Raw genomic sequence first — 18,296 nt, 5'->3', positions numbered from 1 at the left:
ACGGCTGGATCCGATCATTGCGCCTCCTTCATGGCCTTGGCTTCGGCTGCCCTCGACGCGGCTGACTGCTCACTCAGCGTAGCGGATGTGCTGCTCTCCGGAAGTCGCTGGTATGGGCTAACCGGATATTCACAAGTGGCGAGTTGTCCACAGTTTTGCAGCAAGATCCACTTCTTTTCCGGAAGTCGTGCACCGTCATTCCCGCAGCGAAGTCCGCGGATGGCTGGAATCGCGGATCTCCCCTCGTGTGCGAACACCGTCGAAGCCGACGCGGAGACGGTGGAGCGGGCCCGCGAACACCCTGCGGGCCCCGGAAAGACACGAGTGGACCGCTGCTCGACCACAGGCCGCGAGGGGACCGCAAACGGTCTCGCGGACACGGCAGGCGGAGACAGGGGGCGAAGAACATGGCTGGATCGATCACACCGGACCGGGTGTCGGCAGTCGAGGGGCAGCGGGCCGGACCGCTGATCGTGACGGAGGACGCGGAGCTCCTCGACGATCTGCTCAGGCTGTGCGCCGCGGCCGGCGCGCACCCGGAGGTCCATCATGCGGTGCCGGAGCGGGCGGCGAGCTGGGAGACCGCCCCGCTGGTCCTCGTAGGAGACGACGCGGCCGTCAGGTGCCGGGGAGCCACCCGCAGACGGGGTGTCCTGCTCGTCGGCCGTGACCAGGACGATCCCGCCGTGTGGCGGCGGGCGGTGGAGATCGGCGCGGATTGTGTGCTGCGGCTTCCCGACGCGGAGGGCTGGCTCGTCGACCGGATCGCCGATGCCGTCGAGGGCGTGGGCCGGCAGGCGCTGACCGTCGGAGTGATCGGCGGGCGGGGCGGAGCCGGCGCCTCCACACTGGCCTGCGCACTGGCGGTCACCGCGGCCCGCGGTGGGCGGCGCACCATGCTGGTGGACGGCGATCCGCTGGGCGGCGGGCTCGATGTCCTGCTCGGCGGCGAGCAGACCGAGGGCCTGCGATGGCCGGATTTCGCGGCCTCCAAGGGCCGTGTCGCCGGCGGGGCGCTGGAGGAGTCGCTGCCCTCACTGCGCGGCCTGCGGGTCCTCAGCTGGGACCGGGGCGACGCGGTGACGATCCCGCCCGAGGCGATGCGCTCGGTGCTGGCGGCGGCGCGCAGACGTGGCGGCGTGGTGGTCGTCGACCTGCCGCGCCGCGTCGACGAGGCCACCGTGGAGGCGCTGGCTCAGCTCGACCTCGGGCTGCTGGTCGTGCCCGGCGAACTGCGTGCCGTCGCGGGCGCCAAGCGGGTGGCGTCGACGGTGGGCATGGTCCTGCGCGATCTGCGGGTCGTGGTGCGCGGGCCGTACGCGGCGGGGGTGGACGAGCAGTGGGTGACCGATGTGCTGGGGCTGCCGCTCGTCGGGGAACTCCCCCCGGAGCCGGGGCTGATGACCGATCTGGACGCGGGCGTGCCGCCCGGTGACAGCGTGCGGGGGCCGCTGGGGCGGTTCTGCGCGGCGTTCTGGGATCGCGTGCTCGCCGGGGAGGCGGCGTCATGACGGCCGCGCTGCTGGAGGCGGTCCGGCAGCGGCTCGCCGAGAGCGGGGCCGATCCGACACCGGCCGGTGTCGCGGCGGCGCTGCGGGCGCAGGGCCGACTGCTGGGCGACGCGGAAGTGCTCGGCGCCGCCGAGGAGTTGCGATGCGAACTGGTAGGGACCGGCCTGCTGGAGCCGTTGCTGGCGGACCCGGCCGTGACGGATGTCCTGGTGTCGGCGCCGGACCGGGTGTGGGTGGACCGGGGAGCAGGGCTCGAGTTGACCGGCGTGACCTTCCCGGACGCGGCCTCGGTGCGCAGGCTCGCACAGCGCCTGGCGGCGGTGGCGGGACGGCGACTGGACGACGCCCGCCCCTGGGTGGACGCCAGGTTGCCGGACGGGACGCGGATGCACGCGGTGCTGCCGCCGGTCGCGGTCGGCTCGACCTGTCTGTCGCTGCGGGTGGTGCGTCCGCGCGCCTTCTCCGTGGGGGAGTTGGTGGCGGCGGGGACGGTGCCGCCCGGCGGTGACCGGGTGCTGCGGGCACTGGTCGGGGCCCGGGTCTCGTATCTGGTCAGCGGAGGGACCGGCTCCGGTAAGACCACGCTGCTCTCCACGCTGCTGGGGCTGGTGGGGGAGCGGGAGCGGATCGTACTGGCCGAGGACTCGGCCGAGCTGCGGCCGGACCACCCCCATGTGGTGCGGCTGGAGGCCCGCCCGCCGAACCAGGAGGGCGTGGGCCGGGTGACGCTGCGCGATCTGGTGCGGCAGGCGTTGCGGATGCGCCCCGACCGGCTGGTGGTGGGCGAAGTGCGGGGCGCCGAAGTGACCGACCTGCTGGCCGCACTGAACACCGGGCACGAAGGCGGCTGCGGCACGGTGCACGCCAATACCGCGGCCGACGTGCCGGCCCGGCTGGAGGCGCTGGGGACGGCCGCGGGACTCGACCGGGCGGCGCTGCACAGCCAGGTGGCGGCCGGGCTGTCGGTGGTGGTGCACCTCGTGCGGGACCGGGGCGGACAGCGGCGGATCGCCGAGGTGCATGTGCTGGAGCGTGACCGGCACGGGCTGGTCGTGACGGTGCCCGCGCTGCGGTGGGGCGCCGACGGGTTCGGATACGAGCGGGGCTGGGAGCGGCTGCGGTCGCTGATCGGGGGTGCGCGATGCTGACGGGGCAGCCGGTGTACGCGGCGGCCGTATGCGCGGGGGCGGCGGCCTGGCTGTTCGCGGACCGGGGTCCGGGATCGCGGCGGGCACGCCTGGTGTTCGCGGGACCGGGCGCGGGTGCGGAGGCGGGCAGTGCCGTGGGGCCGCCGGCGCCGTGGTCATGGCGACGGTGGTGGCCCGTCCTACGGCTGCGGCGGGAATGGCTGTGCCTGGTGGTGGGCGGACTCGTCGCGCTGCTGGGCGAGTCGGTGCTGCCGCTGTTCATCGGCGGGGCAGCGGTGCCGCTGGTGAGACGGCGGCTGGTGGCCGGGGAGCGCAGGCGGGCGCGGGACCGGCGAGCGGAAGCGGTGATCGCGCTGTGCGGGGCCGTCGTCGGCGAGTTGCGCGCCGGGTGGCAGCCGGGGCAGGCACTGCGCTTCGCCGCCGGTGCCACGGGCGCCCTCGGTGGCGAGGAGGCGGCGGTGTTCGCGGCGGTGCGATTCGGCGGCGACGTACCGGAGGCGCTGCGCCGGGCGGCCGGCGAGGAAGGTGCGGACGGCCTGGCCGGGATGGCCGCCTGTTGGCAGGTGGCGGTGGACGGCGGGGCCGGTCTCGCCGCGGGACTGGACCGGCTGGAAGCGGCGCTGCGGGAGCGGCGGGACCAACGGGAGCGACTGCGGGCCCAGCTCGCGGGGGCCTGGGTCACCGTGGGGATGCTGGCGCTGTTGCCGGTGGTGGGACTGGCGATGGGGTGGGCGCTGGGCGCCGACCCGTTGCGGGTGCTGCTGCACACGCCGGCGGGCGCCGTCTGCCTGCTGGTGGGCGGCCTGCTGGAGGGGGCCGGCCTGTGGTGGGCCGGGCGGATCGTGCGGGCCGGGGAGGAGCCGTGACCGGGCCCTGGGCGCACACGCCTGCGACGGTCGGCGCGGTGACCACCTGCGTGGTCTGGGCGGTTTGCACGGCGGCGGCCCTGCGGCGTGAGCGGCGGGTGCGCGGCCGGCTGGAGGCCCTGCTGGGGGCACGGCGCCCGCTCCGGCGCCCGCTCAGGTGGCCGACGTACGGGGAGCGGCTGAAACGGTGGACGGCACCGGCGGTCGCCGCACTGATCGGTTACGTCCTGGTCGGTGGGTTCGCCGGGTGCGTGGTCGGAGGTGTGTGCGCCTATGGCGTGCGGCGCCGGCAGCGGCGTCCGAAACCGGCGGCCGACGGCGCGGATACGGCGCGCGGGCTTCCCCTGGCGGCCGACCTGCTGGCGGCCTGCCTGTCGGCCGGGGCAAGCCCACGCGAAGCCGCGGAGGCGGTGGGGCAGTCCCTGGGCGGCCCGGTCGGCGACCGGCTGGCGCGGACGGCGGCCGAGCTGCGACTGGGCGGCGAACCGGGTGAGGCCTGGGGCGCGTTCGGGGCGATACCGGGCGCCCGGGCACTGGCCCGCTGCATGGAGCGGGCCGCGGCCTCGGGGGCTCCGGCCGCCGAAGCGGTCTCCCGCCTGACCGCCGGGCTGCGGGCCGAGCACGCGAGGGCGGCCGCGGCCCGCGCCCAGCGCGCGCAGGTGCTGATCACCGCACCGGTGGGGCTGTGCTTCCTGCCCGCGTTTCTCACCGTCGGTGTGGTGCCGGTGGTGGTGGGACTGGCGAGCGGACTGCGCTGAACGGCCCCGCTGAACGGCATGAACGACACGTGTGAATCGAAGGTCGACGACACAAGGGGGATGACATGTGGAAGCGGTGGAGGGCCGGTCTGGCACGGCTGAGGCGGGACGCGGGTATGGCGACGTCCGAGTACGCCATGGTCACGCTCGCTGCCTGCGGCTGCGCGGTGGTGCTCTACAAGATCGTCACGGGTGACGCCGTGTCGGCCCGGCTGGAGTCCCTGATCGGGAGGGCACTCGATGCCCCGTTCTGACTCCCGTCGCCGCGGTGGCGCGGATCGTGGGTCGGTGACCGCGGAGGCGGCGATGGCGATTCCCGTGCTCGTGGCCTTCACGATGGCGCTGGTGTGGGCGCTCGCCGCGGCCGCCGCGCAGATCCAGTGCGTGGACGCCGCACGGGCCGGGGCACGCGCCGCGGCCCGCTCGGAACCCGGGGAGGCGGCTGTGGCGGCGGCCCGTGCGGCCGCCCCGGCACGGGCCCGGGTGTCGGTGCGGCGGGCCGGGGAGCTGTGGCGGGTACGGGTGGAGGCGCCGGTGCCCGGGCCCGGCGCGCTGGGCCTGAGGCTCGGAGCGGAGGCGGCCGCGCTGGCCGAGGACACCGTGGGGGTGATGCCATGACCCGGCCGGACCAAGGCCGGCCCGCCTCGATCCGTACGGACCCGTACGCGGCTGCACGGGCCCCTGCGGACCGGGGTGCGGCTGTCGGGGTGCGTACGGACCCGTACGCGGCTGCACGGGCCCGTACGGACCGGGGTGCGGCTGCAAGGGCACGAGGCCGTTCGGACCGGGGCGCGGCCACACGGACCCGTTCGGACCAAGGCGCGGCGACCGTGTGGGTGGCCATGGCGGTGAGCGTGATGTGCACGGTCTTCGTAGCCGTCCTCACCCTGGGCCAGGTGGTGGCGGCGCGGCACATGGCGGGCGGCGCGGCGGACCTGGCCGCTCTCGCGGCGGCCGACCGGGCCCTGTGGGGCAAGGATCACGCCTGCGACGCGGCGGCCATGGTCGCGCGGGCGCAGCGGGCCGAGGTGGTGCGGTGCACCGTTCGCGGTGAGATCGCGGATGTGACCGCGCGGGCACGATTCGGCCCGTACGTCCCGGAGGTCAGGTCGCGGGCGGGGCCTCCCGGGGCGCTGCCGGGGCTCCCCGCAGCAGTTCCGTGAGGAGACGGACGGCGCCGCGCTTGTGGAGCGGATCGTTGCCGTTGCCGCACTTGGGGGACTGGATGCAGGACGGGCAGCCCGCCTCGCACTCACAGGAGGCGATCGCCTCGCGGGTCGCGGTGAGCCACTCACGAGCCGTGTGGAACGCCCGCTCGGCGAACCCCGCGCCACCCGGATGGCCGTCGTAGACGAAGACCGTCGGCAGGAGGGTGTCCGGGTGGAGCGGGACGGACACGCCGCCGATGTCCCAGCGGTCGCAGGTGGCGAAGAGCGGCAGCAGGCCGATGGAGGCGTGCTCGGCGGCGTGCAGGGCGCCGCCGAGTTGCTCCGGGTTCACCCGGGCGGCGTCCAGTTGGTCCTCGGTGACCGTCCACCACACGGCGCGGGTCCGCAGGGTGCGCGGCGGCAGGTCCAGCTTGGTCTCGCCGAGCACTTCGCCGGTGATCAGGCGGCGGCGCAGGAAGGACACGACCTGGTTGGTGACCTCGACGGAGCCGTAGCACAGCCGGCCGTCGCCCCACGGAATCTCGGTGTCGGTCTCGAGTACGGAAATGGAGGTGGTGTCACGGGCGGTCGTCGAATACGGCGGGTTGGCCTCCTCCACGAGGGCCACCGAGTCCTTCAGGTCCAGCTCCCTGACCAGGTAGGTGCGGCCCATGTGCAGGTGGACGGCGCCCTCGTGCACGGCGGCGTGCGCGGCGGACTCGTCGACGGTGCCGAGCAGCCGGCCCGTGCCGGCCTCGACGATCCGGACGGGGCTGCCACCCTCGCCCCGGATGTCGGTGAGGTCGGCGGCGCGCTCGCGCCGGGTCCAGTACCAGCCGGAACTGCGGCGCCGCAGCAGGCCCGCCGACTCCAGCTGGGGCAGCAGTTCCGGTACGGCCGGGCCGAACAGCGTCACATCGGATTCGGTGAGCGGGAGTTCCGCCGCCGCCGCGCACAGATGGGGGGCGAGGACGTAGGGGTTGTCCGGGTCCAGGACGGTCGACTCGACCGGCTGCCGGAACAGTGCCTCCGGGTGGTGGACGAGGTACGTGTCCAGCGGGTCGTCGCGGGCCACGAGGATCGCGAGCGCCCCCTGGCCGGCGCGCCCGGCGCGCCCGGCCTGCTGCCAGAGCGAGGCCCGTGTGCCCGGATAGCCGGCGATCACGACGGCGTCCAGGCCGGAGACGTCGATGCCCAGCTCCAGGGCGGTGGTCGCCGCCAGCCCGAGCAGCTCGCCCGAGTGCAGGGCACGCTCCAGGGCCCGCCGCTCCTCGGGCAGGTAGCCGCCGCGGTAGGCGGCGACCCGCTGGGGCAGTGAGCGGTCGACCTCCGCGAGGCGCTCCTTGGCGATGACCGAGATCAGCTCGGCGCCGCGCCGGGAGCGTACGAAGGCGACCGAGCGGACGCCCTGGACGGTCAGGTCGGTCAGCAGGTCGGCGGTCTCCGCGGTGGCGGTGCGGCGCACCGGGGCGCCCTGTTCGCCCTGCAGCTCGGTGAGCGGCGGCTCCCACAGGGCGAAGACGAGTTCGCCGCGCGGCGAGGCGTCGTCGGCGACCTCGGAGACGGGCAATCCGGTGAGGCGGCCGGCGGCGAGGGCCGGCTGGGCGGCGGTGGCGGAGGCGAGCAGGAAGACGGGGGAGGAGCCGTAGCGGGCGCACAGGCGGCGCAGCCGCCGCAGTACCTGGGCGACGTGGGAGCCGAAGACGCCCCGGTAGGTGTGGCACTCGTCGACGACGACATAGCGCAGGGAGCGCAGGAAGGAGGACCAGCGGGGGTGGGACGGGAGGATGCCCCGATGGAGCATGTCGGGGTTGGTCAGCACGTAGTTGGCGTACTGGCGGACCCATTCGCGCTCCTCGACCGGCGTGTCGCCGTCGTACACGGCGGGCCTGATCCGGTTGCCCAGCGGGGCGGCGAGGGCCTTCACGGAGCGCCTCTGATCGGCGGCCAGGGCCTTGGTGGGGGCCAGGTACAGGGCGGTGGCGCCCCGGCCGTTGGCGGCCTCGGACCCGTCGAGGAGGGCGGACAGGACCGGTGCCAGGTAGGCGAGGGACTTGCCGGACGCCGTGCCGGTGGCGATGACGACCGACTGGCCGTCGAGCGCCCGCTCGGCCGCGGCCACCTGGTGGGCCCACGGATGGTCGATACCGGCCGCTCGAATGGCGTTGATCACCTCGGGGCGGATGCGATCGGGCCAGAGGGCATGCCGACCCGCCCGAGGGGGCAGGTGCTCCGTATGAGTGATGCGCGCAGCCCGGTTCGCCCTGGTGGTGAGCCGGTCGAGGACCGTACCGGGGGAGGGGCGGGAGCCCCCGCTCTCGGGAGGGCGACTGGGGCGGTGATTCATGGCCATCGGCACCGAGTGTGTCACCGGCGTGACGGACAATGCTCCCAAGGCGTCGTGCATGGCTGCTGGTAAGTGATTGAATGCCATCGCGGCTGGCGATCCGTCCCCCGACTCCGCTGTGGAGATCCGAGGGGGCGACCGCTCGATAGCAAGGTGCTGGAGGATCCGTGGACCTGTCCCTGTCGACTCGCAATGTGTCCGGCCCTGGTGGCGACCGTACGGTCGTCGAGGTCGGTGGCGAGATTGATGTGTATACCGCGCCCAAGCTGCGCGAGCAGTTGGTCGAGTTGGTGAATGACGGCAGCTACCACCTGGTTGTCGACATGGAGGGCGTGGACTTCCTCGACTCGACCGGCCTCGGCGTTCTGGTGGGCGGTCTGAAGCGCGTTCGCGCGCACGAGGGCTCGCTGCGACTGGTGTGCAACCAGGAGCGCATTCTCAAGATTTTCCGGATCACCGGTCTGACCAAGGTGTTCCCCATCCACACCACGGTCGACGAGGCCGTCGCGGCGACCGACTGAGGTCGACGGGAGGCCGAGGGCCCCGGTCCCGGAGGCACACTCCGGGGGCGAGGCTCGCCCGGCCCTGCTTCGGGGCCGGCCGGGTCCGGGCACAGCCGGGCTTCCGGGAACAGCCGGGCCCGGGTGCAGCCGGACCCGGACCGGACCGGGCGGGCCCGGGCCGGGGAAGCCGGATGACGGCTTCCGGCAAGGCTTCCGGGCGATGGCTTCCGGAGGAAGGGCAGAGGTGCCGGGCGTTCAGCCCGGTCCTCTGAGACGCACGCTCTCATGTCCGAGGGGGACCGTATGGCTACCGTCGAACTCCGCTTCAGTGCCCAGCCCGAGCACGTCCGGACCGCCCGTCTGGTGGCGGCGGCTGTGGCGCGCAGGGCAGGGGTCGACGAGGCCGTTCTGGACGAGGTCAGGCTCGCCGTCGGCGAGGCGTGCTCCCGCGCCGTCGGGCTGCACCGCAGCAATGGCGTCACGTCCCCCATCCGCGTCGTACTGAACGAGGAGGACAAGGCGTTCTCCATCGAGGTCGGCGACGAGGTCCCGGGTGCGGTCATCGCGGCGGCCGATGCCGCCGGGGTGCCCGTGGCCGGCGGCGCCGCGCCTCCCACCGAGGACTTCGACGACGTGGAGGGCGAGGACGAGATGGGTCTCGCCGTCATCAGCGGGCTCGTCGACGATGTGGAGGTGTCCGCCGGAGAGCGCGGCGGCGTCATCCGGATGAGCTGGCCGACGAATCCTGCCACCCTCCTGCCCTGACCCTTTCCGACCCACGTCGATCCTAGGAAAAGGCCCTGCTCAGCAGGGCCTTTTCCCTTTTCCTGGATCGTCGATCAGAGAGGCGAATGGCTCCAGGCCATTACTGCATTCGAGTGCGTTCGCGAAACCGATCATTTGCCGACCGGTGGGCGACGGTCAATCCTGTTCTACGGCGCCCTGTTTTGATCGGGTTCCGCTCCCTACAATCCGTCCACATCTTGAGCTCTTCTGACGTCAAGGAGGACGAATGGCGGGGCTCTTCGAAACAGAACTGTCCGGGCACTCCACTTCTCTCGCCGCCGCGGTGCTCACCGAGGGCAATCGCGTCATCGTGATCGTCGTCGCGGCCGTGGCGCTCGCCGCCCTCGTCGTGGCCCAGCTGCTGGTGCGCCAGGTGCTGGCCGCCGGTGAAGGCACCGAAGCCATGAAGAAGATCGCGGCAGCCGTACAGGAAGGCGCGAACGCCTATCTGGCACGACAGTTGCGCACCCTCGGCGTCTTCGCCGTCGTCGTGTTCTTCCTGCTGCTGATGCTGCCGGCGGACGACTGGTCGCAGCGTGCGGGGCGCTCCCTGTTCTTCCTCGTCGGTGCGCTTTTCTCCGCGGTCACCGGTTATATCGGCATGCGTCTGGCCGTACGGGCCAATGTGCGCGTGGCGGCGGCGGCGCGTGAGGCGACTCCGGCGCCGGGCCAGCCGGAAAAGGATCTGACGGCCGTCTCGCACCGGGCCATGAAGATCGCTTTCCGTACCGGCGGCGTGGTCGGCATGTTCACGGTGGGCCTCGGCCTGCTCGGCGCCTCCTGCGTGGTCCTCGTCTATGCCGCCGACGCCCCCAAGGTGCTGGAGGGCTTCGGTCTCGGCGCGGCGCTCATCGCCATGTTCATGCGTGTCGGCGGTGGCATCTTCACCAAGGCCGCCGACGTCGGCGCCGACCTCGTCGGCAAGGTCGAACAGGGCATCCCGGAGGACGATCCGCGCAACGCCGCCACCATCGCGGACAACGTCGGCGACAACGTCGGCGACTGCGCCGGCATGGCGGCCGACCTGTTCGAGTCGTACGCCGTCACGCTCGTCGCCGCGCTGATCCTCGGCAAGGCGGCCTTCGGCGACGCCGGACTGGCGTTCCCCCTGATCGTGCCGGCGATCGGCGTGGTCACCGCGATGATCGGCATTTTCGCGGTCGCCCCGCGGCGCGCCGACCGCAGCGGGATGACCGCCATCAACCGCGGGTTCTTCATCTCCGCGACCATCTCCCTCGTGCTGGTCGCCGTGGCGGTCTTCCTCTACCTGCCTTCGTCCTACGCCGCCCTGGAGGGCGTGACCGAGTCCGCGATCCGCACCCACGGCGGCGACCCGCGCGTTCTGGCGGTGGTGGCCGTCGCCATCGGCATCGTCCTCGCCGCGCTGATCCAGCAACTGACCGGGTACTTCACCGAGACCAGCCGCCGTCCCGTGCGGGACATCGGCAAGTCCTCGCTGACCGGACCGGCCACGGTGATCCTGGCCGGCATCTCCATCGGACTCGAATCCGCCGTCTACACCGCGCTGCTGATCGGACTCTCGGTCTACGGGGCGTTCCTGCTCGGCGGCGCGTCGATCACCCTCGCCCTGTTCGCGGTGGCGCTCGCCGGCACCGGCCTGCTCACGACCGTCGGCGTCATCGTCGCCATGGACACCTTCGGCCCGGTCTCCGACAACGCGCAGGGCATCGCGGAGATGTCCGGCGATGTCCAGGGGGCGGGCGCGCAGGTCCTCACCGACCTCGACGCCGTCGGCAACACCACGAAGGCGATCACCAAAGGCATCGCCATCGCCACCGCCGTCCTGGCCGCCGCCGCGCTCTTCGGCTCGTACCGCGACGCCATCGCCACGGCCGTCGCGGACGTCGGAGCCCGCGCGACCGAGCGCAACCTGGTCATGGACATCTCCCAGCCCAACAACCTGGTCGGTCTCGTCCTCGGCGCCGCGGTCGTCTTCCTCTTCTCCGGACTCGCGATCAACGCGGTGTCCCGGTCGGCCGGAGCGGTGGTGTTCGAGGTGCGCCGGCAGTTCCGCGAGCACCCCGGGATCATGGACTACAGCGAGAAGCCGGAGTACGGACGCGTCGTCGACATCTGCACGAAGGACGCCCTGCGCGAGCTCGCCACGCCGGGCCTGCTCGCCGTCATGGCCCCCATCGCGGTCGGCTTCACCTTCGGTGTCGGCGCCCTGGGCGCGTACCTCGCGGGAGCCATCGGCACCGGCACCCTGATGGCCGTCTTCCTCGCCAACTCCGGTGGCGCCTGGGACAACGCCAAGAAACTCGTCGAGGACGGCCACTACGGCGGCAAGGGAAGCGAGGCCCACGCGGCGACCGTCATCGGCGACACGGTCGGCGACCCGTTCAAGGACACCGCGGGACCGGCCATCAACCCGCTGCTCAAGGTGATGAACCTGGTCGCGTTGCTCATCGCGCCGGCCGTCGTGCAGTTCAGTTACGGCGACGACGCCAGCGCCGGCCTGCGGGCGGCCGTGGCCACCTTCGCGATCATCGTCATCGTCGGGGCGGTGTACGTCTCCAAGCGCCGCTCCGTGGTCATGGGTGACGAAGACAACAACTCCACCGATCGGGTGGAGAGCCGGGCACCCGTCCTGTAACACCTGGTCAGGTGGCGGGCGGACGGGACGCATTGACGTTCCGTCCGCCCGTCCGGGCGTCGCCGTGACCTGTCTCTCCCTTGGTGCAAATGGTTACAAAAGGGTTCGGAGCGGTGGCACGACACGCGAAAGTCGCCCACTTGGCGTGTATGTTCCGGGGCCGAGAGCCTTGGAAGGGACCAATCCGGTGAACAAGAAGCTTGCGGCCGCACTGTCCGGCGGTGCGGTACTGATGCTCGCGCTGTCGGGCTGTGGTGGCGACGACGGCGACAGCAAGGTGAACGACTGGGCCGGGAAGGTCTGTGACCAGGCCCAACCGCAGATCCAGAAGAGGGCCGATGCCCAGCAGGCCATCATCTCGACCGCCGCCGACGGCAAACCGGCCGACATCCAGGCCGCGGACTCGAAGGCCTTCCAGGACATCGCCGACGCGGACAGGGCGCTGGCCAAGGCCGTTCAGGACGCGGGAGTTCCGCCCGTCGACAACGGCGAGAAGCTCCAGCAGGACGCGGTCAAGGAGCTCAACAGCACCGCGACGGCCTATGAAGGCCTGAAGAAGCAGGTCGACGCGCTCGACCCGAAGGACCAGCGCAAGTTCGCGGACGGCCTCCAGGGCGTCGCGGACGGGCTGAAGAAGATCGAGAAGATGGACCAGGACGCACTCGCCAAGCTCCAGTCCGGCGAGCTGGGCCAGGCGATGGCCAAGCAGCCCGGCTGCCAGAAGGCCGAGGCGACGGCCTCTCCGACCATCCCGCCCGCCAAGCCGGGTCCGGCCGCGTCGGGCGCCTCGGCGGCGGCGAGCGATCCGGCCGCCTCCGCCTCCTCGCCCGCGAAGGCGTCGGTGCCCGCGAAGGTGTCGGCGTCCGCAACGGCTTCCGCTTCCGCCTCGGCTCCGGCTTCCGCTTCGGCCTCGGCGAGCAAGGCCGCCCGGTAGGAACGCTTCCCGCGCGTACGGATCGGCCCGGCTCCCACCCGGGGAGCCGGGCCGATCGGCGGTTGTCGGTGGTGGCGGTCACAATGAACAGGTGAGTACGACGAGCCTCCTCGCCAGCCTTCCGGTGCCCGACCGCGCCGACCGCCTCCGTGACGCCCTGCTCGCGGCCGACTTCACCGCCGACGGGCTGTTGGAGCGGCTGGGAGCACCCGCCTACGCCGCGCTCGCCCGCAGCGAGACGGTGCCCGCCCTGCGCGCCACCCGCGGGGACGGGCCGCTCGACACGCTCGTCCGGCTCTTCCTGCTCCAGCGGTCCGTGCCGCGCGAGCAGGCGCGCGCCGCGCTCCCCCTGGACGAGGCGCTCACCGACGGCTGGGTCGTGGAGGACGGTGACGAGATCCGCGCCACCGTGGACGTGCGTCCTTACGGCGGCCCCGAGGGCCAGGACTGGTTCATCGTGTCCGACCTCGGCTGCGCGGTGGGCGGTGCCAGCGGGGCGAGCGGCAGGAACGAAGGCGTGGTCCTCGGCGTCGGCGGCGCGTCCACCACACTCGCCGGCATCACCGTCCGCACGCCCGTCGCCTCAGCGCTGGACCTCGGCACCGGCTCCGGCATCCAGGCCCTGCACGCCTCCCAGCACGCCACGCGGGTGACGGCGACCGACCTGAACCCGCGGGCCCTGGACTTCACCCGGCTCACCCTCGCCCTGTCCGGCGCGCCCGAGGCTGACCTGCGCACCGGCTCGCTGTTCGAGCCGGTGGGCGCGGAGACGTACGACCTGATCGTGTCGAACCCCCCGTTCGTGATCTCCCCCGGCGCCCGGCTGACCTACCGCGACGGCGGCATGGGCGGGGACGACCTGTGCCGGACCCTCGTCCAGCAGGCGGGCGACCACCTGAGCGACGGGGGATACGCGCACTTCCTCGCCAACTGGCAGCACGTGGAGGGTGAGGAGTGGCAGGAGCGCCTGCGCTCCTGGGTACCGCGCGGCTGCGACGCCTGGATCGTGCAGCGCGAGGTGCAGGACGCGACGCAGTACGCGGAGCTGTGGCTGCGGGACGCGGGGGACCACCGCACCGACCCGGAGGCGTACGAGGCGCGGTACGAGGCGTGGTTGGACGAGTTCGAGGCGCTGAAGACCCGGGCGGTCGGCTTCGGCTGGATCACACTGCGCAAGTCCGGCGCCGACAACCCGTCGATCGTGATCGAGGAGTGGCCGCACCCGGTCGAGCAGCCGCTCGGTGAGACGGTACGGGCGCACTTCGCGCGCCAGGACTACCTGGGCTCGCGGGACGACGCGGCTCTGCTCGCCGACCATTTCGTGCTCGCCCCCGAGGTGACGCAGGAGCAGGTCGGGCTGCCCGGCGCGGAGGACCCCGAGCATGTGGTGCTCCGCCAGAACCGCGGGATGCGGCGCGCCACCAAGGTGGACGCCGTCGGCGCGGGCTTCGCGGGCGTGTGCGACGGCACGCTCAGCGCCGGGCGGATCCTGGACGCGATCGCCCAGCTGATGGGCGAGGACCCGGTGCTGCTGCGCGACCGCACGCCGCAGGCGATCCGGCTGCTCGTGGAGGAGGGGTTCCTGGAGCCGGCGGCCACGACCGCCATGTGACGCCGCGCACCCCGGCGGCGGTGCGGACGCCCCGTACGCCGCGGGGATGCCGTGACCGCGCGCCCCCTCCCCGGACCGCGGGCCCGGGGAGGGAAAACCGGCCAAGATCCGCCCCCCCGCACGGCCCGCCCCGCCCCGGGCCCGCTCCCGCCCCCGGACTCACCTCAGGCTCGCCGCCCACCCCAGGCTCACCGCGCCCCACCCCCCGGGGCATCCCGCCCCCCTCGCCACGCCCGGACCCAGCCCGACGCCCCCGACGCCCCCTCCGCTCGCCGGGGTCCCGGGCTCACCTCAGGCTCACCCGGCCACTCCACCTGCCCCCGGGCATCCCGCCCCGCCCCGACCGGGCCCCGGCCCCCGGCCCTCCGCCCCTCGCGGCGCTCCGCCCCCGCGAGGGCCACCGGGCACCCGCCCCCGGGCATCCCGCCCCGCCCCGGGCCGGGCTCCCCACCACGCCGCGTGGGTGAAATGGTGCGGCGCATCCCGTGGCGTTCACCCGCAATTCGTGCTGCTGACGCCCGGAGGTGTCAGCCTCGGCCCCAGGGGAACGCGAGCACGACGGACAGGACGGGGTACGGCGATGGAGAGCGGACCGGCCATCTTCGCCGGCATGGCGTTCACGCTTTTCGGAGCGGCACTGCTCATGTGGACCGCGGCACGGGCGGTGCACCGCGCCCCCGTCGCGCACGGTGTCAGCCCGGTGGCGGCTGTCACATTCGCGACCTCCATGGGAGCGGCCTTCGTCATCCTCGGCGTCTGGTGCTTCGGCCGGATCTGACCCCGGCACGCCCCTTGCACGACCCCCGCCCGGCCCAGGCCCCGCCCCGGCGCGACCCGGGCACGGCCCGTGCGGCAGCCGCGACGGCGGCCATGATCGCGACTCCTCCGGACGGCGCCGGACCCCCCGCGCCGGAATGAAGGGCTCCGCGGCGCGACGGGAGTCCGGGCGGCAGGAATGCCCGGACTCGGGTTACCGTTCGAGTGGCCGTTGCGGTCTTTTGCCGTTTGACACGGGGGCGGGTTGTACCGTCACACTCCGCAGCGACAGCAGCGTCACCGCTGTGAGCGAGCAGAGCGAGCAGTGCGTGAGCACTGCACGCGGTGCCCCCGGCACCGCGCCGCACGTGCCACCGAGCGTCGACCGGAGAGAAGAGCGAAAGTTGTCCCCGACCAGCGAGACCGCACAGGGCGGCCGCCGACTCGTCATCGTCGAGTCGCCTGCCAAGGCGAAGACGATCAAGGGCTACCTCGGCCCCGGCTACGTCGTCGAAGCGAGCGTCGGGCACATCCGCGACCTCCCGAACGGCGCCGCCGAGGTGCCCGAGAAGTACACCGGCGAGGTGCGCCGCCTCGGCGTGGACGTCGAGCACGACTTCCAGCCCATCTATGTCGTCAACGCCGACAAGAAGGCCCAGGTCAGGAAGCTCAAGGAGCAGCTGGCCGAGTCCGACGAGCTCTTCCTCGCCACCGATGAGGACCGCGAGGGCGAGGCGATCGCCTGGCACCTGCTGGAGGTCCTGAAGCCCAAGGTCCCGGTCCACCGGATGGTCTTCCACGAGATCACCAAGGACGCGATCCAGGCCGCCGTCGCCAACCCGCGCGAGCTGAACCAGCGCATGGTCGACGCCCAGGAGACCCGCCGTATCCTCGACCGCCTCTACGGCTACGAGGTCTCGCCGGTCCTGTGGAAGAAGGTCATGCCCCGGCTGTCGGCCGGCCGTGTGCAGTCCGTCGCGACCCGCCTCGTCGTCGAGCGGGAGCGCGAGCGCGTGGCGTTCCGCTCCGCCGAGTACTGGGACCTCACCGGTACCTTCGCCACCGGCCGCGCCGGTGACCCGTCCGACCCGTCGACCCTCATCGCCCGGCTCGCCACGGTCGACGGCCGGCGCGTCGCGCAGGGCCGCGACTTCGGCCCGGACGGGCAGCTCAAGGCGGCCTCCGGCCAGGTGCTGCACCTGGACGAGGCGAACGCCCGCGCCCTGGCCGCCGCGCTCGCCGAGACGTCGTTCAGCGTCCGGTCGGTCGAGTCCAAGCCGTACCGCCGCTCGCCCTACGCGCCCTTCCGCACCACCACCCTCCAGCAGGAGGCGAGCCGGAAGCTGGGCTTCGGCGCGAAGGCGACGATGCAGGTCGCGCAGAAGCTGTACGAGAACGGCTTCATCACCTACATGCGTACGGACTCGACGACCCTGTCCGACACCGCCGTCGCGGCGGCCCGGGCGCAGGTCACGCAGCTGTACGGCGCCGACTACCTGCCGGCAGCGCCGCGCGTGTACGCCGGGAAGGTCAAGAACGCGCAGGAGGCGCACGAGGCGATTCGCCCTTCGGGTGATCGTTTCCGTACCCCCGCGGAGACGGGCCTGACCGGTGACCAGTTCAGGCTGTACGAGCTGATCTGGAAGCGGACCGTCGCCTCCCAGATGAAGGACGCCGTCGGAAACTCCGTCACCGTCAAGATCGGTGGCCGGGCGAGCGACGGCCGGGACGCCGAGTTCTCGGCGTCCGGCAAGACGATCACGTTCCACGGCTTCATGAAGGCGTACGTGGAGGGGGCCGACGACCCGAACGCCGAGCTCGACGACCGCGAGCGCCGACTGCCGCAGGTCGCCGAGGGCGACGCGCTGACCGCCGAGGAGATCACGGCGGACGGCCACGCCACCAAGCCGCCGGCCCGCTACACCGAGGCCTCGCTGGTCAAGGAGCTCGAAGAGCGCGAGATCGGCCGTCCGTCGACGTACGCGTCGATCATCGGGACGATCCTCGACCGGGGCTACGTCTTCAAGAAGGGCACGGCCCTGGTGCCGTCCTTCCTCTCCTTCGCCGTGGTCAACCTGCTGGAGAAGCACTTCGGCCGGCTCGTCGACTACGGCTTCACCGCCAAGATGGAGGACGACCTCGACCGCATCGCGCGCGGCGAGGCGCAGGCCGTGCCGTGGCTGAAGCGCTTCTACTTCGGTGAGGGCACGGGTGCCGGCGGTGCCGCCGAGGCCGGGAACGGCGACGGCGACCACCTCGGTGGCCTCAAGGAGCTGGTCACCGACCTGGGCGCGATCGACGCCCGCGAGATCTCCTCCTTCCCCGTCGGCAACGGCATCGTTCTGCGCGTCGGCCGCTACGGCCCGTACATCGAGCGCGGCGAGAAGGACCAGGAAGGCCACCAGCGGGCGGACGTGCCGGAGGATCTGGCGCCCGACGAGCTGACGGTCGAACTCGCGGAGGAGCTGCTGGCCAAGCCGAGCGGCGACTTCGACCTCGGTACGGACCCGGCGACCGGGCACACCATCGTGGCCAAGGACGGCCGCTACGGCCCGTACGTCACCGAGATCCTGCCCGAGGGCACCCCGAAGACCGGTAAGAACGCCGTCAAGCCCCGCACGGCCTCCCTCTTCAAGTCCATGTCGATCGACACGGTCACCCTGGAGGACGCGCTGCGCCTGATGTCGCTGCCGCGCGTCGTGGGCACGGACCCCGAGGGCGTCGAGATCACCGCGCAGAACGGCCGCTACGGCCCGTACCTGAAGAAGGGCACGGACTCGCGGTCGCTGACGGACGAGGAACAGCTCTTCACCATCACGCTGGAGGAAGCCCTCGCGATCTACGCCCAGCCGAAGCAGCGTGGCCGCGCGGCGGCCAAGCCCCCGCTGAAGGAGCTGGGCACCGACCCGGTGAGCGAGCGCCCGGTGGTCGTGAAGGACGGGCGGTTCGGCCCGTACGTCACGGACGGCGAGACGAACGCGACGCTGCGGACGGGCGACAGCGTGGAGACGATCACGCCGGAGCGGGGTTACGAGCTGCTGGCGGAGAAGCGTGCCAAGGCGCCGGCGAAGAAGACCGCGAAGAAGGCGGCGGCGAAGAAGACGACGACCGCCAAGAAGACGGCCACGAAGAAGACCGCGGCCAAGAAGACGGCCGCCAAGAAGACGACGACGGCCAAGACGACGGCCGCCAAGAAGACGACGGCGGCGAAGAAGGCCGCGGCGTCGAAGGTGTCGTCGGACGAGTAGGGCGCGCTGGACGCGTAGGGGCGAGTGGTGACGAGCAGGGGCCGGTAGGGACCGGCCGGCAG

General features: G+C 72.7%; 15 protein-coding genes. 14 read left to right on the top strand and 1 reads right to left on the bottom strand.

All coding sequences use genetic code 11. From position 1 onward, the window contains the following. Nucleotides 1-407: 407 nt before the first annotated feature. From ssd to ABZZ38_RS01960, 7 genes are all read left to right on the top strand, one after another. Nucleotides 408-1,511: a septum site-determining protein Ssd gene (gene ssd / locus ABZZ38_RS01990; protein ID WP_356734710.1), complete on the top strand. Its 1,104-nt coding sequence runs from the start codon at nt 408-410 to the stop codon at nt 1,509-1,511. Continuing rightward, on the top strand, nt 1,508-2,659 hold the full coding sequence (locus ABZZ38_RS01985) for a TadA family conjugal transfer-associated ATPase (RefSeq protein ID WP_356734708.1): 1,152 nt from the start codon (nt 1,508-1,510) through the stop codon (nt 2,657-2,659). The genes ssd and ABZZ38_RS01985 overlap by 4 nt, the downstream gene beginning before the upstream one ends. Continuing rightward, complete coding sequence (locus ABZZ38_RS01980) at nt 2,653-3,525, top strand: type II secretion system F family protein (RefSeq protein ID WP_356734706.1); 873 nt, start codon at nt 2,653-2,655, stop codon at nt 3,523-3,525. The genes ABZZ38_RS01985 and ABZZ38_RS01980 overlap by 7 nt, the downstream gene beginning before the upstream one ends. Nucleotides 3,526-3,563: 38 nt before the next feature. After that, entirely contained in the window at nt 3,564-4,283 is a 720-nt protein-coding gene (locus ABZZ38_RS01975) for a type II secretion system F family protein (protein WP_356735252.1), read from the top strand. Nucleotides 4,284-4,348: 65 nt separating this feature from the next. After that, nucleotides 4,349-4,537 (top strand): DUF4244 domain-containing protein, encoded by a 189-nt coding sequence (locus ABZZ38_RS01970; RefSeq protein WP_356734704.1) that lies wholly within the window; start codon nt 4,349-4,351, stop codon nt 4,535-4,537. Continuing rightward, nucleotides 4,524-4,901 (top strand): TadE family type IV pilus minor pilin, encoded by a 378-nt coding sequence (locus ABZZ38_RS01965; RefSeq protein ID WP_356734702.1) that lies wholly within the window; start codon nt 4,524-4,526, stop codon nt 4,899-4,901. The genes ABZZ38_RS01970 and ABZZ38_RS01965 overlap by 14 nt, the downstream gene beginning before the upstream one ends. A gap of 224 nt (nt 4,902-5,125) precedes the next feature. Further along, a complete protein-coding gene (locus tag ABZZ38_RS01960) occupies nt 5,126-5,446 on the top strand; it encodes an Rv3654c family TadE-like protein (RefSeq protein ID WP_356734700.1) in 321 nt (106 codons plus the stop codon). On the opposite strand, the gene ABZZ38_RS01955 is transcribed toward ABZZ38_RS01960, so the two are convergent. After that, nucleotides 5,388-7,865 (bottom strand): DEAD/DEAH box helicase, encoded by a 2,478-nt coding sequence (locus ABZZ38_RS01955; protein WP_356734698.1) that lies wholly within the window; start codon nt 7,863-7,865, stop codon nt 5,388-5,390. The genes ABZZ38_RS01960 and ABZZ38_RS01955 overlap by 59 nt on opposite strands. An 80-nt stretch (nt 7,866-7,945) precedes the next feature. On the opposite strand from ABZZ38_RS01955, the gene ABZZ38_RS01950 reads away from it, so the two are divergent. The 7 genes from ABZZ38_RS01950 to topA all read left to right on the top strand — a co-directional run bounded on the left by ABZZ38_RS01950 (nt 7,946) and on the right by topA (nt 18,234). After that, nucleotides 7,946-8,299: an STAS domain-containing protein gene (locus ABZZ38_RS01950; RefSeq protein ID WP_003967428.1), complete on the top strand. Its 354-nt coding sequence runs from the start codon at nt 7,946-7,948 to the stop codon at nt 8,297-8,299. A 285-nt stretch (nt 8,300-8,584) separates the two neighbouring features. Then, on the top strand, nt 8,585-9,046 hold the full coding sequence (locus ABZZ38_RS01945; protein WP_356734696.1) for an ATP-binding protein: 462 nt from the start codon (nt 8,585-8,587) through the stop codon (nt 9,044-9,046). Nucleotides 9,047-9,293: 247 nt separating this feature from the next. After that, on the top strand, nt 9,294-11,684 hold the full coding sequence (locus ABZZ38_RS01940; RefSeq protein ID WP_356734694.1) for a sodium-translocating pyrophosphatase: 2,391 nt from the start codon (nt 9,294-9,296) through the stop codon (nt 11,682-11,684). A 187-nt stretch (nt 11,685-11,871) separates the two neighbouring features. After that, nucleotides 11,872-12,618, top strand: coding sequence for a small secreted protein (locus tag ABZZ38_RS01935; RefSeq protein WP_356734692.1), 747 nt, complete (start codon nt 11,872-11,874; stop codon nt 12,616-12,618). A 91-nt stretch (nt 12,619-12,709) separates the two neighbouring features. Next, nucleotides 12,710-14,230: a class I SAM-dependent methyltransferase gene (locus ABZZ38_RS01930; RefSeq protein WP_356734690.1), complete on the top strand. Its 1,521-nt coding sequence runs from the start codon at nt 12,710-12,712 to the stop codon at nt 14,228-14,230. 580 nt (nt 14,231-14,810) lie between these two features. Further along, nucleotides 14,811-15,008: a hypothetical protein gene (locus ABZZ38_RS01925; RefSeq protein ID WP_356734688.1), complete on the top strand. Its 198-nt coding sequence runs from the start codon at nt 14,811-14,813 to the stop codon at nt 15,006-15,008. A 382-nt stretch (nt 15,009-15,390) separates the two neighbouring features. Then, a complete protein-coding gene (topA, locus tag ABZZ38_RS01920) occupies nt 15,391-18,234 on the top strand; it encodes a type I DNA topoisomerase (RefSeq protein WP_356734686.1) in 2,844 nt (947 codons plus the stop codon). Nucleotides 18,235-18,296: the final 62 nt, after the last annotated feature.

This window comes from Streptomyces sp. NPDC006368, assembly GCF_040612535.1.
Classification (GTDB): Bacteria; Actinomycetota; Actinomycetes; order Streptomycetales; family Streptomycetaceae; genus Streptomyces.
The sequence above is the reverse complement of the archived record's forward strand: the minus strand, read 5'-3'. Positions and strand labels throughout refer to the sequence as shown.